Annotated in this window: 22 protein-coding genes, 6 pseudogenes and 1 other annotated feature; of the genes and pseudogenes, 17 read left to right on the top strand and 11 right to left on the bottom strand. The window is 56.3% G+C overall.

All coding sequences use genetic code 11. The features are described 5' to 3' along the window. Positions 1-62 precede the first annotated feature (62 nt). Positions 63-602: a GNAT family N-acetyltransferase gene (locus tag ASB66_RS07500; RefSeq protein WP_060716446.1), complete on the bottom strand. Its 540-nt coding sequence runs from the start codon at positions 600-602 to the stop codon at positions 63-65. A gap of 47 nt (positions 603-649) precedes the next feature. Between ASB66_RS07500 and ASB66_RS07495 the strand changes: the two genes are divergently transcribed. Next, the gene (locus ASB66_RS07495; RefSeq protein WP_060716352.1) at positions 650-2095 is read left to right on the top strand and encodes an IS1182 family transposase; all 1446 of its coding nucleotides are present in this window, start codon (positions 650-652) and stop codon (positions 2093-2095) included. Between the two features lie 134 nt (positions 2096-2229). Here the strand turns inward: ASB66_RS07495 and ASB66_RS07490 are convergent, their stop codons facing one another. Next, positions 2230-3225, bottom strand: coding sequence for a LysR substrate-binding domain-containing protein (locus ASB66_RS07490; RefSeq protein ID WP_060716351.1), 996 nt, complete (start codon positions 3223-3225; stop codon positions 2230-2232). Positions 3226-3300: 75 nt separating this feature from the next. On the opposite strand from ASB66_RS07490, the gene ASB66_RS07485 reads away from it, so the two are divergent. After that, positions 3301-4182 carry an EamA family transporter gene (locus ASB66_RS07485; RefSeq protein WP_060716350.1) on the top strand — a complete coding sequence of 294 codons (882 nt, stop codon included), beginning with the start codon at positions 3301-3303 and terminating at the stop codon, positions 4180-4182. Between the two features lie 403 nt (positions 4183-4585). Here the strand turns inward: ASB66_RS07485 and ASB66_RS07480 are convergent, their stop codons facing one another. Both ASB66_RS07480 and ASB66_RS07475 read right to left on the bottom strand, forming a co-directional pair. Beyond that, on the bottom strand, positions 4586-5224 hold the full coding sequence (locus ASB66_RS07480) for a DUF6198 family protein (protein ID WP_060716445.1): 639 nt from the start codon (positions 5222-5224) through the stop codon (positions 4586-4588). A 128-nt stretch (positions 5225-5352) separates the two neighbouring features. After that, on the bottom strand, positions 5353-6333 hold the full coding sequence (locus tag ASB66_RS07475; protein WP_060716444.1) for a class I SAM-dependent methyltransferase: 981 nt from the start codon (positions 6331-6333) through the stop codon (positions 5353-5355). A gap of 169 nt (positions 6334-6502) precedes the next feature. On the opposite strand from ASB66_RS07475, the gene ASB66_RS07470 reads away from it, so the two are divergent. From ASB66_RS07470 to ASB66_RS07460, 3 genes are read left to right on the top strand one after another with little or no spacing between them, the layout of a single operon-like run. Beyond that, positions 6503-6769, top strand: coding sequence for a DUF6460 domain-containing protein (locus tag ASB66_RS07470; RefSeq protein WP_060716349.1), 267 nt, complete (start codon positions 6503-6505; stop codon positions 6767-6769). 1 nt (position 6770) lies between these two features. Next, the gene (locus ASB66_RS07465; protein ID WP_409049935.1) at positions 6771-7361 is read left to right on the top strand and encodes a CAP domain-containing protein; all 591 of its coding nucleotides are present in this window, start codon (positions 6771-6773) and stop codon (positions 7359-7361) included. Positions 7362-7404: 43 nt separating this feature from the next. After that, positions 7405-8748 carry an MATE family efflux transporter gene (locus ASB66_RS07460; protein ID WP_060716348.1) on the top strand — a complete coding sequence of 448 codons (1344 nt, stop codon included), beginning with the start codon at positions 7405-7407 and terminating at the stop codon, positions 8746-8748. Here ASB66_RS07460 and ASB66_RS07455 read toward each other — a convergent pair. Beyond that, the gene (locus ASB66_RS07455; protein ID WP_114386342.1) at positions 8724-9815 is read right to left on the bottom strand and encodes a quinone-dependent dihydroorotate dehydrogenase; all 1092 of its coding nucleotides are present in this window, start codon (positions 9813-9815) and stop codon (positions 8724-8726) included. The two genes, ASB66_RS07460 and ASB66_RS07455, sit on opposite strands and share 25 nt — an antisense overlap. Continuing rightward, a complete protein-coding gene (locus ASB66_RS07450; RefSeq protein ID WP_060716346.1) occupies positions 9812-10159 on the bottom strand; it encodes a DUF952 domain-containing protein in 348 nt (115 codons plus the stop codon). The genes ASB66_RS07455 and ASB66_RS07450 overlap by 4 nt, the downstream gene beginning before the upstream one ends. A gap of 448 nt (positions 10160-10607) precedes the next feature. Here ASB66_RS07450 and ASB66_RS07445 point away from each other — a divergent pair, with 448 nt between their 5' ends. The 3 genes from ASB66_RS07445 to ASB66_RS07435 all read left to right on the top strand — a co-directional run bounded on the left by ASB66_RS07445 (position 10608) and on the right by ASB66_RS07435 (position 12742). After that, positions 10608-11255, top strand: a complete 648-nt coding sequence (locus ASB66_RS07445) for a response regulator (protein WP_060716345.1) — start codon at positions 10608-10610, stop codon at positions 11253-11255. A 224-nt stretch (positions 11256-11479) separates the two neighbouring features. Continuing rightward, positions 11480-12154, top strand: a complete 675-nt coding sequence (locus ASB66_RS07440; RefSeq protein ID WP_060716344.1) for a S24 family peptidase — start codon at positions 11480-11482, stop codon at positions 12152-12154. A 174-nt stretch (positions 12155-12328) separates the two neighbouring features. Then, positions 12329-12742, top strand: a complete 414-nt coding sequence (locus tag ASB66_RS07435; RefSeq protein WP_015914840.1) for a tellurite resistance TerB family protein — start codon at positions 12329-12331, stop codon at positions 12740-12742. Between the two features lie 19 nt (positions 12743-12761). On the opposite strand, the gene ASB66_RS07430 is transcribed toward ASB66_RS07435, so the two are convergent. Further along, on the bottom strand, positions 12762-13682 hold the full coding sequence (locus tag ASB66_RS07430; RefSeq protein ID WP_060716343.1) for a transporter substrate-binding domain-containing protein: 921 nt from the start codon (positions 13680-13682) through the stop codon (positions 12762-12764). A 182-nt stretch (positions 13683-13864) separates the two neighbouring features. On the opposite strand from ASB66_RS07430, the gene ASB66_RS07425 reads away from it, so the two are divergent. The 3 genes and pseudogenes from ASB66_RS07425 to ASB66_RS07415 form a co-directional block, all read left to right on the top strand. Then, entirely contained in the window at positions 13865-15664 is a 1800-nt protein-coding gene (locus tag ASB66_RS07425) for a glycosyltransferase family 2 protein (protein ID WP_234614258.1), read from the top strand. Positions 15665-15896: 232 nt separating this feature from the next. Beyond that, positions 15897-16089 (top strand): annotated as a pseudogene (locus ASB66_RS26430) (hypothetical protein); the annotation flags it as partial. Positions 16090-16181: 92 nt separating this feature from the next. Then, positions 16182-16391, top strand: a pseudogene (locus ASB66_RS07415) (leucine zipper domain-containing protein); the annotation flags it as partial. A gap of 116 nt (positions 16392-16507) precedes the next feature. Here ASB66_RS07415 and ASB66_RS07410 read toward each other — a convergent pair. Further along, positions 16508-16761: pseudogene (locus ASB66_RS07410) on the bottom strand (transposase); the annotation flags it as partial. A gap of 603 nt (positions 16762-17364) precedes the next feature. Between ASB66_RS07410 and ASB66_RS27115 the strand changes: the two are divergent. The 3 genes and pseudogenes from ASB66_RS27115 to ASB66_RS07385 form a co-directional block, all read left to right on the top strand. Continuing rightward, on the top strand, positions 17365-17457 hold the full coding sequence (locus ASB66_RS27115; protein ID WP_411910125.1) for an integrase core domain-containing protein: 93 nt from the start codon (positions 17365-17367) through the stop codon (positions 17455-17457). A 185-nt stretch (positions 17458-17642) separates the two neighbouring features. Further along, positions 17643-18683 (top strand): hypothetical protein, encoded by a 1041-nt coding sequence (locus tag ASB66_RS26040; RefSeq protein ID WP_147274022.1) that lies wholly within the window; start codon positions 17643-17645, stop codon positions 18681-18683. A 24-nt stretch (positions 18684-18707) separates the two neighbouring features. Beyond that, positions 18708-19228: pseudogene (locus ASB66_RS07385) on the top strand (IS3 family transposase); the annotation flags it as partial. Positions 19229-19383: 155 nt separating this feature from the next. Here the strand turns inward: ASB66_RS07385 and ASB66_RS07380 are convergent. Further along, a pseudogene (locus tag ASB66_RS07380) lies at positions 19384-20630 on the bottom strand (IS3 family transposase). Continuing rightward, positions 20230-20346 (bottom strand) — a sequence feature (AL1L pseudoknot). Its footprint overlaps the pseudogene before it by 117 nt. A gap of 50 nt (positions 20631-20680) precedes the next feature. Between ASB66_RS07380 and ASB66_RS07375 the strand changes: the two are divergent. Beyond that, positions 20681-20920: a hypothetical protein gene (locus ASB66_RS07375; protein ID WP_060716336.1), complete on the top strand. Its 240-nt coding sequence runs from the start codon at positions 20681-20683 to the stop codon at positions 20918-20920. 213 nt (positions 20921-21133) lie between these two features. On the opposite strand, the gene ASB66_RS07370 is transcribed toward ASB66_RS07375, so the two are convergent. Continuing rightward, complete coding sequence (locus ASB66_RS07370) at positions 21134-22012, bottom strand: class I SAM-dependent methyltransferase (RefSeq protein ID WP_060716335.1); 879 nt, start codon at positions 22010-22012, stop codon at positions 21134-21136. A 129-nt stretch (positions 22013-22141) separates the two neighbouring features. Here ASB66_RS07370 and ASB66_RS07365 point away from each other — a divergent pair, with 129 nt between their 5' ends. Beyond that, positions 22142-22351 (top strand): hypothetical protein, encoded by a 210-nt coding sequence (locus ASB66_RS07365; RefSeq protein WP_060716334.1) that lies wholly within the window; start codon positions 22142-22144, stop codon positions 22349-22351. Beyond that, positions 22348-22677: an N-acetylmuramidase domain-containing protein gene (locus tag ASB66_RS27110; protein WP_081088887.1), complete on the top strand. Its 330-nt coding sequence runs from the start codon at positions 22348-22350 to the stop codon at positions 22675-22677. The genes ASB66_RS07365 and ASB66_RS27110 overlap by 4 nt, the downstream gene beginning before the upstream one ends. Here ASB66_RS27110 and ASB66_RS07355 read toward each other — a convergent pair. Continuing rightward, a pseudogene (locus ASB66_RS07355) lies at positions 22567-22830 on the bottom strand (transposase); the annotation flags it as partial. The gene ASB66_RS27110 and the pseudogene ASB66_RS07355 overlap by 111 nt on opposite strands. Positions 22831-22927 lie beyond the last annotated feature (97 nt).

The raw sequence follows: 22927 nt of genomic DNA, 5'->3' as shown, positions 1-22927 counted from the left end.
AATTTTCAGTGCCGCCGATCTTTGCGCGAATCTTAGGCAGACCGTCTGAAAACCCCGGAGGATCATCCAGCCATTCGTTCGAATAGGAACACTGGGTTGCCTCGATAGACGGCGTTCCTAAACTGGTGGAAGCTAAATTGCTCAGCGATCCGTAGCGATGCAATGTTCTGCGGATCGATCATGCATACTGTACGCTTCGCAAACCGTTGTTCGTCAAACCAGTCTATGGCCGTTTGGACTGCCTCGGAGGCGAATCCTCTTCCCTGGTAACGGCGGTCTATTTTCCACATTGCTTCAGGTGAATTATCATAGGGCTCACCGTGACCGCGATAGAAGTGTGCGAACCCCACTTCGCCCACGGTGGTATCAGTGGCTTTATCAACGACAATGAATGGTCCGAAGCCAAAGATGGTCCAGTGTCCGATGAACCGTAAGAGGCGCGCCCAAATCTCCTCCTGGCTTAGCGGCGGAATATTTGGGACACCTGCAATCTCCGGTGCTGTGGTCGACCAGAGCTCGGTATATCCGCCCAGCTCATCAAGAGAGTGCTGGCGCAGCAGCAAACGAGTTGTTTCGATTATTCTCACAATAATAAGGCTCATAACGGTTGTCTGATTCCCCATAATATTCGTCCGTGGTAAGATTTTCCATGGCCCATCTTTCAGGAACAGATCGCTCTCAATTGCTGCTTCTGCCGGAAGCGGTGGATGATTACGTAGGGCCGGACAATCCGGTCCGCTTCATAGAGGCCTTCGTGGACGGCCTCGATCTAGCTGCCGCAGGCTTTGTGCGGGTGGCTGCAAAGGAGACCGGCCGTCCGGGTTACGATCCGGCCGACCTTTTGAAGCTGTATATTTACGGCTACATCAACCGGGTGCGATCCAGCCGGCGGCTGGAGGCCGAGGCCAATCGCAATATCGAGGTGATCTGGCTGCTGCGACACCTGAAGCCGGACTTCCGCACCATCGCCGATTTCCGCCGCGTGAACCGGTCGGCCTTCAAGCAGGTGTTCCGGGAATTTGTCATCCTGTGCCGGCAGCTTGATCTGTTCGGGCGAGAGCTTCTGGCGGTCGATGGCACGCGCATCAAGGCGGTGAACAACAAGGATCGTAACTTCACGCGGGGTGCGCTGACCAAGTTCATCAACGAAGCCGACGAGAAGCTGGCCGACTACATGAAGCGGCTCAATGAGGGTGATGCGCAAGAGGCGAAAGCCGGTGGCAATGGCGGCGGCTCCGGTCGCGGCGATGGCAAACTCGCGGAAAAGATTGCGGCAATCAAAGGCAAGCGGGATCGCCACAAGGCTCTGCTGGACGAGTTGGATAAGACGGGCGAGGACCAGATCTCGCTCACCGATCCGGATGCTCGCGCCATGTCGCGTATGACCAAGGTCGGCGTCGGCTACAACATCCAGCTCGCCGTTGACGTGAAGCACAAGCTGATCGCAGAGCAGGAGGTCTGCAACCAGGTGCTGGACATGGGGCTTCTCGCGCTGACGGTTGAGGCGGCGATGGACACGCTCGGCGTTGACAGGATCGAGGCGGTGGCGGACCGGGGCTACTTCAAGATCGAGGACATCGAAGCCTGCGAAACTGCCGGTATCACCGCCTATGTTCCCAAGCCGATCCGCGGTCCGGCCGTGGCCGAGGGGTTCTTCTCCAAGAAGGAATTCCGCTATGACCCCGACAAGGACATTTACCTTTGCCCCGCAGACCAGGTGCTCTCACCCCGTCACTTTGGCAAGTCCCGCGACAATGTGAAGATCGACTATGTCAACCGCGACGCTTGCAAGGCGTGCAGCCTTCGCGAACGCTGCACCAGAAGCTTCCGTCGCGTCTCGCGCCTGGAGAACGAAGCGGTGCTCGACCGCATGGCGGCGCGTCTTGCCGCCCGGCCCGACGTTCTGGACCAAAGGCGCGAAAGCGTCGAGCACCCGTTCGGCACCATAAAACAGTGGATGTATCAGAGCGCTTTCCTGATGCGCAGGCTGGAAAACGTCAAAGGGGAGTTCAGCCTGACGGCTCTGGCTTACAATATCAAACGAGCCATCACCCTTGTCGGCGTTGCGGGCCTGATTGCCGCCGTCAGGGCCTGACAGGCCGCCCTATGCACTTTTTGAACCAGACAAGGGCGAAAAGGCATCCAATCATGCCTTCTCAGGCTCGTTGGACATCGAAATCCGGAAAATCTCGTCGCCGACAGAGTTCCGGCACTGAACAGCGCAGGCCATCATTCCCCCGGAACGTTTTTGGACGCTCTGTAGGACTTTTGCGAAAACTTGGACGGCACATCTTTGAAAGCCTCGGTGACCAATTCCCTCACCTGCATGACGGGCACATTGCGGATAGCATCGAAGCGCCAGCTTAACCCGAAGGCATAGCGCGGGAAATTAAGCGGGCAAGCCGACACCGCGAATGGTCCGAGATCTCGCAACGCCTGTGCGGCATGAGCTGGAATCGTCGCTATTGCATCGGTTCCCCGCAACAGGAAAGGTAAGGCCGAAAAGTGCGTTGTTGCTGCCCGGACCGTCCGGCGCAATCCGTGTTCCGCAAGCACATCGTCGGTTATCCCCGTGAGCCCGGAATAGGAAACGAGAATGTGGTCGCGTGCGACATATTCTTCGATTTCAAGCGGAGCCACCGATCCTCTGATGAGAGAGTCATACACGACCAGATAGTCCGAGCTGCCGAGGGCAAGGTGTTTCAGCCGCCCGTCGCTGAATCCTCCCGACGTGATTGCAAGGTCGATTTCGCGGTCGTTCAGCGCCTGAACCGCCACGAGGCTGTTGGTCTGCCGCAGCACGATTCTGACATGCGGTATCGCCTCTTTTGCCAGGGCGAGGATTCGCGCGCCAAACGCCATTTCAAAATCATCCGATAAGCCGATCCGAACGACGACCATGCGTGCCCGATCATCCGCCTCAGAATTGGCTGCATCCAGCGTTCCGGCAATGATCCGGAGCGCTTCCTCGATTGAAGGCTGCAAGAATACCGCACGAGGGGTCGGCCGAAATCCGCGCTGTGTCCGTTCAAACAGCGGATCGCCATAGAGCGTGCGCAGACGCCGCAACGCTGCGCTCACCGCGGCCTGGCTAACGCCTAGCCGCGTAGCTGCCTTCGTCGCATTCATTTCGCTCATGAGCGTGCGGAACACGACAAGAAGGTTGAGGTCGATATCGCTGTCTTTCGTTTTGGTTATATCTGTATTCCAGTGCAGTTGTTTCACTTATGGCTTATAGCCCGTTAAGCTGCGCGGACGAAAGGCAAATCCGCCGTCTTCGCTCAAGCAGGTATTCCCAATATGAAACCTCAGCACATTCTTCTTGCCCTGTTGGTCGCCGCGATATGGGGAATCAATTTCACGGTGATCAGCGTCGGGCTCGGCAGCTTCCCGCCATTGCTGCTCGCCGCCCTGCGATTTGCAATCGCCGCCACTCCAGCCCTGCTCCTGCCGCGTCCGAACATCAGATGGCCTCTTTTCATATGGATCGGTGCAACGTTGTTCCTCGGGCAATTCGCCCTGCTTTTCACAGGGATGGCAGTTGGAATCACCGCCGGGCTGGCCTCTGTCGTCCTGCAATCTCAAGCATTTCTGACAATCCTGATCGCATCAACATTTCTCCGGGAAAGGCCGACATTCAGGCAGATTACCGGAACCCTCGTGGCATTCGCGGGCCTTGTAGTTATCGCCGATACGGCTGGTGGCACGGACTTCACAATGACTGGCCTTGGCCTGTGCCTTGCAGCCGCTTTGTGCTGGGCCGTGGGCAATGTGCTTCTCAGACGCGCAGGCACTGCAGTAGACATGTTCGCATTGATGGCGTGGCTCAGCCTGATACCCCCGATCCCGCTGCTTGGTATGTCGTTGATTGTGGATGGTCCGGCAACGCTCGGCCATGCGATGCAGGCAATGAGTTGGGGCGGTGTCGGCACGGTCCTCTACATTGCCGTGCTTTCGACCACTTTATGCTTCGCGATCTGGGGACAGTTACTCAAGAAATACCCGGCCAGCGCCGTTGCACCATTCTCCCTGCTCGTGCCAATTTTCGGGGCTGCATCCGCCGCACTGTTTCTTGGCGAGAAATTTGAAACAACGCGCATAGTCGGCATGATCATGGTCACTACTGGCCTTGTTGTCATAGTCATACCCACGAAACGATTTTGGCGACCCCAACGAACCTGATGCCGGAGTTTTCGAGCAAGGATTCGCAGCTTCAACCCTCTACAATCTGACCGCCGTAGTCGTCAGCCTTGTCTTCTTTTGCCGGCTTGGTCGTCGCGGGTAAATGGGCGTCCAATATAGGCGTCTCTGCTACTGGGCCAATTGGCAGCCCTTCCATTCGTTCTCCATTGTCGCTCTCATCCCAATTAAAGCGACAGTTTTGCCACCGCATCTTTCCGCGTCGCAAAATTCAGTGTTCCGCGACAAGTGAGTGCACAAAATAGTTCACGAACACTCTGGCAGCACGATTAAGGGCCGACACGGCCAGACACAAGGCAGCCCGGCACCGGTATCTATTTGGATTCCGAATTTCAGTTAGGGGCTGGGCTCACAAGCCGCCTTTTCTATTCGCCGGACCGGCAGATCACCGCAAAGCGATATACCGGTCCGAGCGGTGGTTGATCAGCACGAAGAGATTGAGCACCACGGCGCCGATGATCGAGCAGCCGACCACCCAGGGGCTGACGACGGTGAAGGCCAGCGCCATGACCACGACGTCGAAGGCCAGTTGCACCAAGCCCGCCTGGATACCGAAACGGTCCTGGACGAAGACCGCGAGGATACCGATACCCCCAAGGCTGGCGCGGTGGCGGTAGAGGGCCAGTAGGCCAAAGCCAAGCAGCAGACCCGCGAGGATGGCGCCCCAGACCGGATTGATGCTCTCGATGACGATGAAGCGGCTTTCGATTTCGACGAGAAACGAGGTCAGCGCCACAGCCACGAAGGTTTTCAGGGTAAAGTCCCAGCCGACGCGTTTGATGGAGAGAATGTAGAAAGGCATGTTCAGCATGAAGAACACCAGGCCGAAGCTCCAGCCGGTCCAGTAATGGATCACGAAGGCAAGTCCCGCCATACCGCTGGTGACAAGGCCGATCTTGGCAATCAGATAAAGGCCGAGCGCCGAAATCATCGTTCCGCAGATAATGCCCTGAATATCCTCGGCCCGGTTGTGACGGGCGGGATTGTCGTTCCAGATGCCGAACAGATTGCTCATTAATGCCATCACCATTCTCCATCTGGACAGGCGGATTTTCCGCAGCTTTATCCATCAGGATGCCTGAAAATCGGCAGGTTTCAAGCGGGTTGCGTCAGCAAGACTGACCTATCGGCAAGATCGCAATATTCGGTCTTTCAGCCTCTCTTGGCCGCAATAAACAGAATGCCTTGGATGGGTTTTCCGCCATCCATGCGAATGACGTCCTGCTGGCTTTCAAGCAGAGTAAAGCCCTTGGCCTCCAGTTCGCAAACCACATAAGCCTCACTGTGCTGGTAGCGCAGCGATTGCGCCAGGCTGAAGCTCTCCTCACCCAGCTGTTTTTCGACGGAAAAGGCGAAATAGCCGCCCCGTTCCAGAAGATCCGCCGCCAGCGAAAAGACGCCGGATAGAGCGCCAAGATACATCAGCACATCGGCTGCCGTCACCAGATCCGCCCGCCCCCTGCCCTCACCCTTTCCGGGTCCAAACAGACCGCAGGCGTCCGCATCAAGCGACAAATCCGCGATCGCCAGATCATCGTAAATCTGTTTTTCCCGTGCCTTGGCCAGCATGGCCGAGGACAGATCGTAACCTTCGAGGTAATCGACCCTTGGCCGCAATTCCATGCCCAGCAGGCCGGTGCCACAGCCAAAATCCACAGTGCGGCGATAGCGTCGGTCCACACCACCGATCCGTGAAATCATCGCCGCCAGCTTTTTCGGAACCCGGTAGTCCAGCTTGTCCAGGAGGGCTGTGTCGAAGCGGTCGGCATAATCATCAAACAGCGCCGCCACATAGCGGCTCGGCGGCTTTTCCGGCATGGCTTGCGCACCGATCAGCACCAATTTCAGCCCGGCGGCAAAAATATCCTCGGGGTCGAGTGCCAGCACCTGCCGATAGGCATCGGCTGCCGCATCGATCAAGTCCGCCTTGGCCCGGTATTCCCCCAGTAGAAACCACCCCGCCACCCAGGTCGGGGCAAGTTCCAGCGCCTGTTCCATCAACTCTGCGGCAGCGGCGTGATCGCCGCTTTCCGAGAGCATGCGGGCATAATCGGCGCGGCGATCAGCGGTTATATCGCCGGAAGAGCGCTGTCCTGAAGGGAGATGACCAAAGGCGGGCTGGATGCCGTGCATGGATGTCGAACGATCCTCAAAATACGATTTCGGAGCAATGGAGCAAGCCTTGAAAAACGCAAGCGGAATCTTGTCACCGCCAACAACAGCCTTCATCGTGCTTGCACCGCCATAATCCAATGCTTATGTGGGCCTATGCTCAACGGAGCGGGAAACAGGAGACTAGGCCATGACCGATGGCGTGAACAGATTTCTGGGCGATTCGATTGGCCGAACGATCATCAAGCTGCTCGTCGTTTCGGTGATCGTCGGCTTTGTCATGCGGATATTCGGCATTTACCCCTATGATATCATCGAGGGTATCCGGCATTTCGTCCTGGATATCTGGCACAAGGGGTTTGCGGCCTTAGGCCAGTTCGGAGACTATCTGCTGCTGGGCGCCAGTATCGTCATTCCGGTTTTCATCCTGATCCGGCTTCTCAATCTGCGGAAATAACATGCGATCCAAATCCCTCTTGATGCCGCAACCTGTCTCAGCACCAAGGACTGGCCGCCGCGAGCTTTTGGCGCTGGGCGGCCTTGGGCTTGCGGCCCTGCTGAGCGGTTGCGCCACGCCTGCGCTCAAACCATCTGCCCCCTCCGATGTTGAGGACGAGACAGCCGCTTTCCTGCCGATGGTCAACGCATTGCGCCAGAAGAACGGCAAGTCGGCGCTGGTTAGCGATCCGCAGGCCGCCAAGGCCGCCATGTTCCAGGCCAATCGCATGGCCCAGGCAGAAAAAATGGCGCACCTGATCGGTATGGGCGACAGTTTCGGGGCGCGGATGCGCGCGGGCAATGTCCAGCTTCCAGCGGCTGAAAATGTCGCCATGTTGCAGCAGACGGCAGAAGCCGCCATGCAGGCCTGGATCAACTCGTCCCATCATCTGGAAAATATGCTCGGCCCCTATCACGGGCTGGGCGTCGCCGTGGCGCGCATACCGTCACGCGGCAACAAGCCCTATTGGGCGATGGTTCTGTCCGGCACACCGCGCCCGGAGAGCGAAATGGGACCGCCGCCAACTGGCATTCGCTTGAGAATCGGGTGATAAAGGGCTTCGGCGGGCCGTTCCTCGCCTGCTGGAGCCTTTCATGACCATCGCCAATCCCCCCGACCGCGCTTTTCGTGTGACCCATCGCGGCGTGCTAGCCATCGCCCTTCCGATGACCATCGGCTACATCACCACACCGCTTCTGGGCATCACCGATACCGCCGTCATTGGCCGAACCGGCGAAGCCGCAGCGCTTGCGGGCCTGGCAATTGGCGCCGTGCTGTTCGATCTGGTGTTCGCAAGCCTCAATTTCCTGCGCGCCTCCACCACCGCCCTGGTGGCCCAGGCCCATGGCCGTCAGGATGCGCGCGATCAGGTCGCGGTGTTCTGTCGCTCCATGATCCTGTCGCTGGCGATCGGGCTGCTGCTGTTGCTGCTGTCTCCCTTGCTGCTCAAGGCCGGGCTGGCGCTGATGGGGCCACAGGGCCGGGTGGCTGAAGTGACGTCGATCTACTTTTCCACCCGCATCCTGGCCGGGCCGCTGACGCTCGCCAACTTCACCATCATGGGTTTCATCCTGGGGCGCGGCAAAGGCTCACTGGCGCTTGGCCTGCAAATTGCGCTGAACGGCGTCAATATCCTGCTTTCGATCTATCTTGGTCTGCACCTTGGCTGGGGCGTGTCCGGCGTCGCCTGGGGGGCCGTGGCCGGGGAAGCCACCGCCACGCTGGCGGGGCTGGCGATCATTCTGGCCCGCACCGACAAGGCGCTGTTTCCATCCCTCACCGAATTGCTCGACCGCAACAAGCTCGCACAACTGTTCGCGCTTAACCGTGATATCCTGATCCGTAGCTTCGTGCTGCTGGCGGCCTTCACAATATTGACCCGGATCGGCACCGGCTTTGGCGCCGTGACCCTTGCGGCCAATGCGCTGCTGATGAATTTCTTCATGATTGCCTCCTTCTATCTGGATGGCATTGCCAATGCTGCCGAGCAGATTGTTGGTCGAGCCGTCGGCGCCCGCTACCGCCCGGCCTTCGACCAAGCCGTAAAGCTCACCAGCGTCTGGTCCTTCGGACTGGCGCTCACCAGCCTGCTGTTTTTCCTGGGCGCAGGTGGGGCAATCATCGACATGATGACGACGGCTGAAGAAGTCCGCCGCGTGGCGCGCGAGTTTCTGCCCTGGGCAGCGATCACATCGCTAACGGGAGCACTGGCCTTCCAGATGGACGGGGTCTTTATCGGAGCCGCCTGGTCCAGCGATATGCGCAACATGATGCTGGCGGCCTTTGCCGGTTATCTTATTGCGCTGGCGCTGTTCGTGCCGCTGCTTGGCAATCACGGACTATGGCTGGCGCTCAACCTGTTTCTAGCGTTTCGCGGCCTTTTCCTGGCACTGCGGCTCAAAAGCCGCCGCGATCAGACCTTCAGCGCCCGCCAGTAATCAACCCTGCTGTCACGCAGCTGCGCAATCGAGGCAATGCCATCACGGTCCAGCGCCTGTGACAGGCCCTTGACGATGGCGGCGGGCAGGCCCGGCCCCTCATAAACCATGCAGGAATAGAGCTGCACCAGATCGGCACCGGCCTTGATTTTCTCCAGCGCCGTCTGCGCCGAGGAAACACCACCAACGCCAATGATCGGCAGGGCCGGTCCAACCCGGTGGCGCATACGCGCCAGCACCGCCGTCGATTTCTCGAACAAGGGCTTACCCGATAAGCCGCCCGCCTCGCCCGCCTGCCTTGTATCCGTCAGGCCATCACGCGACAGCGTGGTGTTAGAGACGATCAACCCATCCAGGTCGCGCGCCAGAACCACTTCGGCAATGTCATCCATGCCTTCCTCGGTCAGATCAGGGGCGATCTTCAGGAAGACAGGCACCCGGCGGCCCGCCTTGGCCGCTTCATCGGCGCGGGCGGAAAGCACCGCGTCCAGCAAGTGACTGAGACTATCCTTTGCCTGCAAATCGCGCAGGCCCGGCGTGTTGGGCGAGGAAATATTGGCGGTGAAATAGCTGGCCAGCGGATAAAAGCGCCGAATGCCCGTGACATAATCGGCAATTCGGTCCTCGGCATCCTTGTTGGCGCCAATATTGATGCCGACCACGCCCGGCCTGCCTGATCGCGCCGACAGCCTTGCAAAGGCAGCCTCATGACCTTGATTGTTGAACCCGAGCCGATTGATGACGGCCTCATCGCGGACCAACCGGAAAATCCGGGGTTTGGAATTACCGTCTTGTGGCTTTGGCGTCAGTGTTCCCACTTCAGCAAAGCCGAAGCCGAGACCCAGCAATTCGTCCGGCACTTCGGCGTTTTTGTCATAGCCTGCCGCCATGCCGAGCGGATTGGGAAAATGCAGGCCAGCGACGGTCTGCGCCAGGCGGAGATCGTCCGGCAGGCGGCATTTCGGCATCAGGCTGGTTTTCAACCCGGCAATCGACAGGCCATGGGCGGTTTCGGCATCGAACAGAAACAGGCCCGGGCGGGCAAAGCGCTTGAACGGATCGATCATGCCATGTCCTCCGGAAACTGGTGCAGGCCGTCTTCTCCAAGCGGCAGCGGCTTTTCCCATAAAACAGCGGAGAGCGGCAAGGGTGCATAAAGATGCGGAAACAGCGCCCCGCCGCGTGAGGGTTCAAAGATCAGGGCCTCGCCCAACACCTCCTCATCGACTGCGACCAGCAACAGGTCTTGTTGTCCGGCAAAATGCAACCTTGCAGTATCTTTCGCCTGAGCCGCAGTGGAAAAATGGATGAAACCGTCCTGGAGATCGATTGGCGCACCGGCAAACACACCACCGGCACGGGCCTTTTGCCAGAGGCCGTCGGGCACGATCTTGTAGATTGCATTTGCCATGATGTCATCCTTATCGCGATCTTTGGGACACGAGCGCTCAGCCGGTTTGCCCCAACAGCAACGACTTGTCCACGCCAGACAGCATCAGACGGCGGAAATGAACCGAATTCGTCCCCCTATGGCGCTGGCCATCACATAGCCCTGGAGCGGCTGGCATCAATATATCAAAGCACACTCCAGACATGATCATTTTCGTAACCGCCATTTTCGGCTAGATGTATTGTTCATCTAAAGCAATCTATGGTATTATTTAATTCCTGACCCAACCCTATGAATAGAATGCTATCTTGCATCCCTTCAGCACAGGATTAGAGCCGGGAATTGGGCGATCGGAGGCCGCCTCGGTGTTCCCGCTTGCACAAACAGCAGAACAAACGTTAAACTAACATCCCGACGCGACAGACGCGAGCGGTGCTGCACAACGAAAGCTCTTGGGAGGGGGCAGACGATGGCTGAGCAAACAATCATTATCGCGGACGATCATCCCTTGTTTCGCGGCGCGCTTCGGCAAGCTGTGAGCGGCATGGATGGTAGGCAGGACATTGTCGAAGCTGGCGATTTCGAGGCGGCCCGAATGGCGGCGGATCAGCATCCGGATGCCGATGTCCTGCTGCTCGATCTGGCCATGCCAGGCGTCAGCGGCTTTTCCGGCCTGATGGCCTTGCGTGCGGAGTTTTCCAGCCTGCCGATCATCATCTGTTCGGCCACCGACGATTGCGCCACGATCCGGCGCTCGCTGGAGCTTGGCGCTTCGGGTTTCATTTCCAAATCCTCCGGCATCGATGACATTCGCTCCGCGATCCAGACCGTGTTGAGCGGCGATATTTTTACGCCTTCATCCTATGTCGAGGATCAGGAACAGGACCCTGAACTGGCCGATATCATGGCACGGCTGCGGACACTGACCCCTCAGCAGAACCGGGTGCTCGGCATGTTGTGCGAAGGTTTGCTGAACAAGCAGATCGCCTATGAACTCAGCGTTTCGGAAGCCACGATCAAGGCGCATGTCTCCGCCATTCTGCTCAAGCTCAAGGTCGATAGCCGAACCCAGGCGGTCATCCAACTGGGGCGGCTCAATATGGCCATGGTCGCTTGAGGGTAGGACTGGCTTTCATCTTCCTCGCCTGATGCCGATCTGTCCGCTCTCCTCAATCCGCATCGTCGTGGCATGAGGCGAGTTGAGCTTTGTGCGCAGAAACAGGAACAATCGAGGATTTTATTCCTCCAAGATCTTTACTCTCGACCACATTTGGCCGATATATGGCGAGGTGGGTCGAAGCCGTTTGTCGACGGCTGATAAATGCCGGGGTTTGGCGGGATATGCTTTCACACGAGACAATCTGGAATGCGATTGACCGGCTTGCCGAGCAGTATCATTTGACGCCGTCCGGGCTGGCACGAAAAGCCGGGCTGGATCCAACCTCGTTCAACAAGTCCAAGCGGGTCGGGCCGGATGGACGCATGCGCTGGCCATCGACCGAATCCATCGCCAAGGTGCTGGAAGCAACAGGTGCGCGGATCGATCAATTCGTCACGCTGATCGGCAATGACAACCATCAGGGCCATGCCATTCACGACATATTGCCGGATGGCAATTTTCCGCCGCAGATCGGCACTATTCCACTGCTTGGCTTGGCCCAGGCGGGCTCGGGCGGGTTCTTCGACGATGGCGGTTTTCCAGCCGGACAAGGCTGGGATCTGGTGGATTTACCGACCTCTGCCAAGCCAGGCGTGTATGCCCTGGAAATTCAGGGCGACAGTATGAAGCCACTTTATCGCGATGGCGACATTCTGATCGTCGAGCCAGGTGCACCTGTGCGCCGAGGCGACCGGGTCGTCGTCAAAACCTGCGATGGCGAGGTTATGGCGAAGGTGCTAGGCCGCCAGACGGCGCGGACCGTCGATCTCATTTCGATCAATCCAGACCATCCGAACCGGGTATTGGATATGCAGGATGTCGAATGGATCGCCCGAATCATCTGGGTCAGCCAGTAGGAATTATTTGCCATTCATCGATTTTTTGCAGGGGTCTGCTGAGGCAGAATGCCAGCCTCTTGAAACGGCAGATGGCAATCGCCATTCTTCAAGATGAACCGGTCTTCGGCCATATCCAGATGGCCCATAAGATAAGCCCAATACGATAAAGCAAATGACAGGAACAGAATTTCCATGACCCCCCAGGTGACCCTTCAGGATGCCCTGATTTTCGCAATGGTGATGACCTCGGCCGTCGACAATGCCATGGATGACCGGGAACTTGAGCGGATCGGCAATCTGGTCTCCAGCACGCCGGTCTTTGAAGGCTTCGATAAAAGCACCGTGTTGGATGTGGCCAGACGCTGCGGTGCCATGCTGGCTGGGCCGGAAGGACTGGATATCACCCTGGAAACCATCCGCGACGCGCTGCCGGAGCGGCTTTACGATACGGCCTATGCGCTGGCCGTCGAAGTTGCCGCCGTTGATCATACCGTCCTGCCGGAGGAAATCCGCCTGCTGCAATTGCTGCGTGATCGACTTGGCCTGGACAAGCTGACCTGCGCGGCCATCGAGCGCAGCGCCATTGCGCGCTATCGCAAACCGTAAAACACCTGCGTGAGATATTTCAGTAAAATCCCTCGGCAAAATACCGGCGGGACAATTCGTCCAGCCTGCCCTTGCGCGACAGGGAGACCAGCGCATAGTCAAAGGCGGCGGCCAGAAAACCGTCTTCCTTGCGCACCATGATGGTCATGCCTTCGCCGAGAAACTGCTGCGACAGAAAAGGGCCTCCCAGGAAAACGCAGCATTGAGCGGACACGTTGCTGGCCAGCCAGAAGGAGAGCTGCAATCCATCAGCGAAAGCCGCCTGGATTTTTTTCTGTTTCAGCGCATCCATCAAGGCGGCCTGATCGGCAAAACCCACCGGCACGATCGCTGGGAAAAATGCCTTCAGCATGGCTTCCTGCGCCGTGCCGGTGACGATACCAACAGGCTTTCCGGCCAATGCCGCAGGCGTATCGGCCTTGCCGAGAGTGTCACGCAGCACTATGAAACGGGCGGGCAACATCAGATAAGGTCTGGAAAAGGCAAAATCCCGCCGCAACCCTGCCGTCACCGCCATGCCCGCCACCGCAGCATCGCCATGCTTGCTGAGCAGCGCGATCTCCATATCGGAAAAGGGCACGGCCTGAACCTCGCATTTCGCCTCGACATCCAGTTCGCGGCAGATCTCCCGTACCAGATCGATATTATAGCCGGTCAAATGGCCGGTCTGATCGAGAAAGCTGAAAGGTGGAAAATCCACCGTGGTCAAAAATCGCAACCTCAGCAGCACCGATAGATCCGGCTTCGGCAACCGCGCCCGCGCATCGAACAGGACCGGCACCGATTGCTGGGATGGAAGCGCCTGTGCCTGAACGGGCAAGGGTGCGAGCCCCAGGGATAGAAAAGGCACCACACCACAGGCAAAAGCAGCCAATACAGTGATTGCCGTCATGCGCCCCTTGGTTTTCAGGGATGTAACTTTCAACCGGCTCATTATCATCGCTTTCGGGCAGGCAAATGGGGTGTGAGGTACGGTTATTGTTTAGCAAAGGAATCGCGGCGAGGAAACGCGCCGCGGCATTTTCACATATATCCTCTTTTTCATTTTCCCTTTCCGCGCCTGAACCGCCACTCCTGCGATCCTCCGTCGATCTGGTCGAACGGTTCGGTGAGGAAGTGGTGGTGCTAAAGCAACTCGGGCTTCCAAAGCCGCTCCTGTCGCGTCTCATTCATCAGGCGCTTACTCATGGCACGTCCATAGAGCAGGAATTGCTGGCCACTGGCGACATGGAGGCACAGGACTATTACGCCGCCCTCGCCCGGCATCTCGACCTGCCCTTTCTGCCCGTGCTTCCGGTGGAGCAGGTCCTCTATTCCGACCACATGGACAGCCAATTGCGCAAACCGGGCCTGTTGCGGCTGCATGACAAGGTCCGCGCGCCGATAACCGTCATCGTTCCCGAGGCACGGCAATTCCACGCCTTGAAAGAACGACTCGAGCATGCTCCGGATTTGCGCGGATCGCTTGCCATCACCACGCCGAGAGCCCTTACCGGTGCGATCTGGCAGGCTGGTGCCCGGCACCGCGTGGAAAAAGCCACGGCACATCTGTTCGATACGGCACCACTGTCCTCGGCGCGCATGGTCTTGACCGGCAAACAAGGCTTCTGGCTGGGATCTCTGTTGACGGCGACACTCGCCGCCTGTTCCATCTTTGGCTATGACGCGCTGGCGGTGATGCATATTCTGACATCGCTGCTTTATCTTTGCATGCTCGCTTTTCGAGCCGCGACGCTCGCCTATCGAATCGGAGTGGCCGACCCTCCGCCCGTCTTGCCCGCCTCGGTGGAGCTTCCGGTCTATACCGTTCTTGTCGCGCTTTACCGGGAAAGCAGCATGATCCCGCAGTTGATAGACGGGCTGCGGCGGCTGGACTGGCCGGTTTCCAGGCTGGATATCAAGCTTGTCTGCGAAGCCGACGATCTGGACACGCTGGGCGCGCTGGCAGACGCCGACATCCCAGCCCATATCGAGATCGTCCCGACCCCGCCGATTGGGCCGCGGACCAAGCCGAAGGCGCTCAGCTATGCGCTGTCAGGCGCACGTGGCGATTTTCTGGTGCTTTATGACGCCGAGGATCGCCCGCATCCCGCCCAACTCAAGGAGGCCTATGCTCATTTCCTGGCCCGCCCACCCGAAGTGGCTTGCCTGCAAGCACCGCTGATCATCGCCAATGGCGATGAAAGTTGGATCAGCGCCTTGTTTGCGCTCGAATATGCGGCTTTGTTTCGGGGTACCCTGCCGATGCTTGCCTATCATGGCATGCCCTTGCCGCTCGGCGGGACGTCCAACCATTTCCGTATCGAGGCCTTGAAAAATGTCGGTGCCTGGGACCCCTATAATGTCACAGAGGACGCCGATCTCGGGCTGCGGCTGTTCCGGGCCGGCTATCGCTGTGAAACGATCACCCGACAAACCCTTGAAGATGCACCCGTCAGCAGCCGCATCTGGATGGGCCAGCGCAGCCGCTGGTTCAAGGGCTGGCTACAGACTTGGTTGATCGTCATGCGCGAACCGCGGATCGCCTGCAAGGAAATGGGGGGATCGGCCTTTGCCGTCTTTCATCTGATGATTGGCGGCATGCTGCTATCATCGCTGAGCCACCCCGCCCTTCTGCTGTTCCTGACCATGACCGTCTACAGCATGGCCAACCCACCCGCCGAGGGCATTCCGCTGCGCGACCTGACGGTTTTCTGGATCGACCTGGTGAATATTCTCGGCAGTTACTTGATTTTCCTGGCACTCGGCCGTGCCGCCATGACCGAATTCGAGCGCCGCCGCATCGGCAAACGCTACCTGTTCATCCCGCTCTATTGGCTGATGACATCCATTGCCGCCTGGCGGGCGATGATCGAGCTGAAAACCAAACCGTTCTTCTGGAACAAGACCCCGCATGCACCAAGAGGCGGCGGGCGAAACTGAAAAGTGCAATCAAAGAAGGATATTATTTAGCCGGCACCTGGATCGACTGTGAAGCCTGCCGCAATGAACCACCGCAGACAATTCGAAAAAGAGAGAGTGAAGGAAATCATAACCCTCATCCAATAATTTGAAATTTAGTTCAATGTTGCAATGCCGTAAAACAAGGACCGAGTTCGAACTCTTCACCCTTTTTATGAACTAAGATTGATGGATAATCCGTACACCAATTAACATGCTTGCACAAAAGAAGACGAGCAGATTTAGGGAACTACGAATCCTTTCCATCCTTTGACCTTGGCCAAGCGGAAGGCGATGTACCTACATGTACCTGAGCTTTGCCGGGAACAGGGAATGATCACGGCGTCATTTACAAATGGCGATCCAGACATGGCGGCATGGACGTGTCGATGATCAACCAGGTGAAGACTCCTAGATGTGAAGCTTTCAGGAGGTTGTCCATTCGGAGCGGATTTAAGAGACTGGAATACCACACCTCAGTTTTCCTGGATTGCTCCGAATGAACATCCATGAGAATGTCCGACTGACACCTTTTCGTCGAGAGAAAAGGGCCATCACCGTTCTCGGTAGCAAGCTCACGAAGTCGCAAGCCGCTTGTGTCTATGCTGTTTCGGCCAAGATCGTATCGCGGTGGGTTGAACGCTTCAGGCAGGGCGGACGCGCTGCGATGGCCGACAGTTCTTCACGGCCCAATTATAGTCCCCGGCAGACAAACACAGTGTTAAGCATCGTATTGCCGTGAACAGTTTCGGGGAGGTTGCTAAGTGGATTTCCACCTCGATTATGCCGCCACCATCATTGTTGTCAAAAAGGGGTTTGTCACGTGGCGTGCAGTGTTTGGACATCAACGGTTGGACCCGCCGGTTCTGCCTTCGCTTCATCACCGAAAAAGCCTGTCGCCTCCTCAAGGGAGTTGGTCTTTCCATTGCTTGATTTAGTTGGCATACACATCGAACTGCTGGAATAATTCCACCAACGTCTGCTCGCCTCTTATGGCGGTAAGTGCCACTTTCGCCTTGAAAGCCGGACTGTGGCGCCTTGCGCAGTCATCTCGTCATGGTATCTCCTGTTCCCGGCATCTAATACCAAGGCTCGAAGATGCTGACGCATCCTCGCCTTGAAGGGATTGCAAATATCTCAAATGCATCAGTGGCTTGAGATATTCGCAAACGGAATACGAAGAGTCATCTTCAATGACTCTTCGTATAAGCCGAAGTCAGAAAGAAATTCCACTTATACTGGCTGTGCAGATTTCCCGAGCCTACTCTAGGCTTCAAGCGCTCCAGAGTTTCTGTCGCCCGCAAACTCAAGGCCATCATGCATGCGATGCTGCGCACCAGTGAGTTCTTCAACAGGACACAGCCACCATCTAACTCTCAAGTTCTGTAACGCCCACAGCGTGACGAGGCGTCCCTGCGGGGACGGAGGCTGGTCCATTGCGTTAAGACCGTTTCACCACTCATTTGCTCGGAGCGTGCGAGACATACATTGGAAGGACCACCACGCGAAACGCCATAAAGCGGCTCCCCGTGTCGTGCGCATAGACGACCGATGCAATCGGCAACCATCCTATCACAACTAAAAAGGCGCTTGCAAATTTGCTATTTAACGACGTTATTACGTTCAATGGCATTTTCCGCGACGAATGCCTCCACGAACCATTGTTCTCATCGCTGGCATGATTGCCGACGGACATCACAGTATGGAAGGAGAACTACAATCGAAACAGACCGCACTCATCGTTGGGAACATCACGCCCAGCGAATTCGCAATGAAGATAGCTATGGGAAAACAGGCCATAAGAGGCCAGATTAAAACCAAAGCCTCACCTGAAAAATAAAGGGAAGATGATTTTCAGTTCAATTCTGCAAGACATCGGGCATTTGACATAATTGAGATTTCAAATGTAAGGGCTGCTTAAGCGTGTTTAATCGCTAGCATTAGGGGGATTAATTTCGGGATGTCTGAGGGTTCAAGTTATAGAATAGGTGATATGCTCGTCCAAGCGAGGATTGATACACCACAAGAGGCACTGGTTTGGCCGGTTGTGGAATTTCATGGGTGGGTGGCATTTCTCGGCGAAAGGGATAATTTCGATATCTATCTTAACGATGATAGAGTCGATGACATACATTTGGTCACTCGGTCGGATGTAGAGCAGGCCCTTGGGGCTGGCTGGAGCGCGATTGGCTGGCATGTGGTCTGTGATATCGGGCAAAGCGCCAGAGATAATGGTCATGCTATCGTTTTTGATGTCCGGGTCAGAACGCAAACAATCGCTCAAGGTCACTTCCGGTATAAGGATCGGCTGGAAACCACAACACAGCCTCTGAAGATCGTATTGCATATGCCAAAAACTGGCGGGACCAGTCTTCGCCAGGCACTTGAAGAGCATCGACAGAACCTATTTCTACTGCCGCTTTATCATCGCGATTTTTCGCAAATCAAAAACTTGTCTTCACTCTCAATGGATAGGTTTGATGTTGCTTATGGTCATGTTCGTTACGGAATTCATGATCAGATTGCGCGGCCTGTCACCTATATGACGGTTCTCCGCAATCCCTATGATTTCGTAATTTCATTGTATTTCTTCGCCAAATACGTGCAGCGCGATCATAATATGTTGGTAGCGGAAAATATTGTCGATGCAGTGAATACTGTGAAGAGACTGGAATTTGATAACTTTTATACACGGACAATCGCTGGCGTCAGCCCTGAAGCGCCTGTAACGGAAGAAAATTTGCAAACGGCCATTGAGAATATTGATAAGCATTTCTCCTTCATTGGGTTGGCGGAACGGTCGCGTCAAAGTTTTCAAATGTTCAGCAAAATTTTCGGACTTCCACTGAGGTACCGTGAAGAAAACGTCACTCCGGATTTGATTGAGCGTGAGTTCATGAATTTTAGCGAGGTCAACCACGAAATCAGAAAATGCATCAATCTTGATTTGATTTTATACAAATATGCCATCAAGAAATTTTGGCAAATGGATCTTGCATGATGCGCTGACGTGCCCTCAATAAAGGAGAACACCAAGCTGAAACGGATTGTTGCCGACTTGCCCCTGGACAAGGCCATGCTGCAGGATGTTCTGTCAAAAAAGCTATGAGGCCTGCCCGCAAGCGCAAGCTTGTCGACACGATTCAAGTCAGACTAGAAGGTTTCGATCCGGCGTGCATGTGCCGTGTTGAAAGTCGACCGGTCCCTTATGTCTACACGTCCAAGCGGGGCGAATATGCTGAGCTGAAGATCAAGGATATCTGCCAGACGCGCGTGCGCTATGGCTATCGTCGTGTACATGTCCTGATAAGGCGTGATGGTTGGGCGGTCAATCCGAAGAAAACCTATCGTCTTTACAAGGCGATGGACCTTCAATTGCGCAACAAGGTTCCCAAGCGTCGGGTCAAGGCGACGCTGCGGGCTAACCGTACGGAACCGACCCATTCCAATCATGTTTGGGTGATGGACTGCGCACACGACCAGTTGGCTACCGGCCGCAAAATCAGGGTTCTGACCGTTGTCGATACCTTCTCGCGCTTTTCGCCGGCACCGGAGGCCTATCTCCGTGGGGTGCAGACCCGCATTACCGACCATCCGATCAACAGGATCGATGAACTATTGCCGTGAAATCTCGATAAAGGGAGCAAGAATGGTAAGCGGAGTGAACCGCCCCGGGTTTTGCCGGAACCGTTTGGTTTAAGTTATGCGGCCAATGCTGGTTCGTCCAGCATAGCATAGTATTGCTCCTCGGCTTCGGCTGGCGGAATGTTTCCGATGGGCTCCAGCAGCCTTCGGTGGTTGAGCCAGTCGACCCATTCAAGTGTGGCGAATTCGACTGCTCCGAAGTTTCGCTACGGCCCTCGGCGATGAATGACCTCGGCCTTGTAAAGACCATTGATCGTTTCCGCGAGAGCGTTGTCGTAAGAATCGCCGACGCTGCCAACGGAGGGTTCTATTCCGGCTTCCGCCAGCCGCTCTGAGTATTTTATGGAGACATATTGCACGCCGCGATCCGAGTGGTGGACGAGCCCGCCACGATGGACGGGCCGCCGGTCATGGAGCGCATGGTCCAGAGCATCAAGGACGAAACTCGCATGAGCGGTCCGGCTCACTCGCCAACCGACGATGCGGCGGGCGAAGGCATCGATGACGAAAGCGACGTAAACGAAGCCCTGCCAAGTGGCGACATACGTGAACCGAAGGACCGCGTAGCGAAATCGGAAAACCACAGCATGTCCGGCCTCGGTGCACGAAACTGACGATTGACCCGGTCGAGCGGGCATGGAGCAGCCTTGTCCGATACGGTGGTCTTAATGGGCTTGCCGCAAATGATGCCCTGAAGACCCATCGTTCTCATGAGACCGGCAATGGTGCAGCGGGCAACATCGAAACCCTCCCGCTGCAACTGCCGCCAGACTTTCCGCACGCCATAAACCTGGAAGTTCTCATTGAACACCCGGCGTATCTCTATCTTCAAGGACATGTCGCAACGGGCGCGACAGGAGATCCACGTCCAGCCGCTTGGCCTGGGTCTCATAATAAGTGGACGGGGCAATCGGCAAAAGCTTGCAGATCGGCTCGAGCCCGAGCACGGAACGATGTTCGTCGATGAAGGAAATCATCGCTTCAGTGGGCGGTCGAGCTCCGCCTGGGCGAAATAAGCGGACGCTTTGCGCAAAATCTCGTTGGCCTGACGAAGCTCCCGGTTCTCACGCTCCAGAGCCTTCATCTTCTCGGCCACCTCGCTCGGCAATCCAGCGCGCTTACCAGTATCCACCTCAGTCTTCTTGACCCACTCATGCAGTGTATGCGCCGAGCAGCCAATCTTGGCCGCTATCGACGAGACTGCAGCCCACCGAGACGGATGTTCGGCTTCATGATCGAAAACAAGCCGCACGGCTCGGGCACGGACTTCAGGTGAAAATTTGTTCGTCGTTTTACTTGTCATAGACCCTACTTCTCACGAGTTAAGGTCTCCAGCAAACCCGGGGCGGTTCAATGACGGAATCCGTCGAGGCGATGCCATCGGTGCAAGTTACCTACAGTGTTTCTGTAACCTCTACGGTGACAAAGACACGACAGGTCAAGAAGCCTGTTCTCGATGAAGATGGTACGCAAAAAAGCATAGTGGGCATCCGATATGACCAATTCTTAGTCATGCGCCAAGCATGGTTGGAACGCGAGCTTTCCAAATCTCTGGCCCGCATTGAGGCCCTGGAACAAGGAGCATCGAAATGATGCAACAAGCCACTGGCATCAAGTAGACGATGAAAGCACCCGCTGATGTTGAGGGGTGCTAAGCGGCCCAACCGGCATCAAGCATACGTTGGAACAACACCTTCATGTTGACGTTACGCCATACAAGTTCAGGCAATTTTATGACATATCCGGAACAATTTGTACCAGTGACGAACGGCTGATGGCAATCAAACCATCAGCCGACCAGGATGATTAGACCTTCGAGTTGCGGTAGACGCCGAACATAAAGTCGCTCGGAATGACGCCGTTCGCTTGGAGCTGGTTTTCCATTTCGATCAACATTTTGACGACGGTGTCGGAGTCCTCCGACCCGTCGTTGATTTTTTCGGCGTTGAGCAAGTCGAATATCGGATGGAGCAAAGCGCCACCAAAAGGTCGATGAATCTCCTTGTCGAAATAAAACTCGAGAAATGGAAGAATTAACGACGACCTGACGGACTCGGATGGATCTACGGCAAAGACATGCTCGATGCTATGGTTGACCCACTTGGCATCGGGGTGCCTTTTATAGGGCACAGAAATCGAGCGAATAACGCTGTTAAGCAGGTCGACTCTCTTCTTGTCGTAGATGTTGTAGCACGGCCCGCAATACTCGTTGATTATGAGGTGGCCGTTCGGAACGAGTGATTTCCTGACGGCTCCCAGCATGCCTTCGAGATCGGTTACATGGTGCAACGATCCAATGAAAATCGCCGCGTCGTAGTCTCCGCCGGGATTCTGGATAAAGTCATTGAAATCGCGCACAAAGAAGTTGGCGTTTATGCCTTCTTCCTTCGCTGTTTCTGCGGCTTGCCTTATGCCAATTGGCGACAAATCGAAGGCGTCGACGGATTCAGCCCAGTGGTTGCGAGCGATAATTAGCTCATGGGCTCCATCGCCGCATCCAATGGAAATAATTCGCTTTGGCTTTTCCTGGAGGTATTCATTGAAGACCCACCAGAGCCAAAACTTATCGGAACCAGTGATGCGTCGGTTCAACTCAGATCCGACAGCCTTACTGGAAAACCAAGACGACCTAACCCCTGTTTCGTATCGATCATCCCAATGAGATGAAACTATCCCCTTTTCCATGCCCACCTCCGTTTTTAACGTAAAAATCGGTATCACCCTTAATGGGTGTGGACAAGGTCGTCTTTGTAACATTCTAAACCTGATATCCAAGTATCGGGGCGACCTGATCTTCAGCAAATAGGTAAAACAATGAATTTTATCGGAACCGCGCGGCGCTTGTCGCTCGATGATTTCGTTCGCGGTGCGCGCCGCATCGGGTGTGAGGTGGCGGCACTGCGCAGCGTCGCTGCCGTCGAGGCAAGGGGGAGGGGCTTCGACGCTCAGAACCGCCCGATCGTTCTGCCCGAGGTCATGTCTTCTTTCGCAACCTCAAGGAGCCCAAGCGCTCGGAAGCGGTGAAGGCTGGGCTGGCTTGGCCAAAATGGGGTGATGTCAAGTACCCGCTGACGCAGTCAGATCGATATGCCCGGATCGAACAGATGTGTTCTATCAATCAAGCAGCCGGCCTCATGGCTGTCAGTTGGGGCCTTTTCCAAGTCTGTCAATCCGCGCGGAAAGTTGACCCCATATCGGCGTCCAATGTTGGCTCTGACGCAATTTTGGTGGCCGAAAGCCTATCCGGCTCCGATGACGCGCGCCTGGAGGAGGTCGATTTTTCCTCGACCGTACATCTGGCGTTTTACAAGCTTCAGCTTGGTGATCTGCCCCTCTGTCTGTCCATTTGACCACGTCGAACTGATCGCGGCACTTACGGCTGCCCGGTCTTTGGCGACACCATTGGCGAAGGCCGCGACCAAGCTTGATCGGGCGCGCTCCAACCACGGCTCGAGATCGGCAAGAGATTTCTTGCGGATCATGGCTTGGAAAGCGGCGACGATTGTATGCGGCGTCTCCGTCCCATTGATTTCCCTGTTGCAAAGGTCGGGTCTAGCGCTTGGAGATGGTCCTATGAGCACGTCGGGGAGTCCCGGACGA

Origin of the sequence: Gillisella vitis (assembly GCF_001541345.2) — a bacterium.
GTDB classification, from domain to species: Bacteria; Pseudomonadota; Alphaproteobacteria; order Rhizobiales; family Rhizobiaceae; genus Allorhizobium; species Allorhizobium vitis.
Note: the sequence above shows the minus strand (reverse complement) of the source record. Positions and strands in the feature narration are given on the sequence as shown.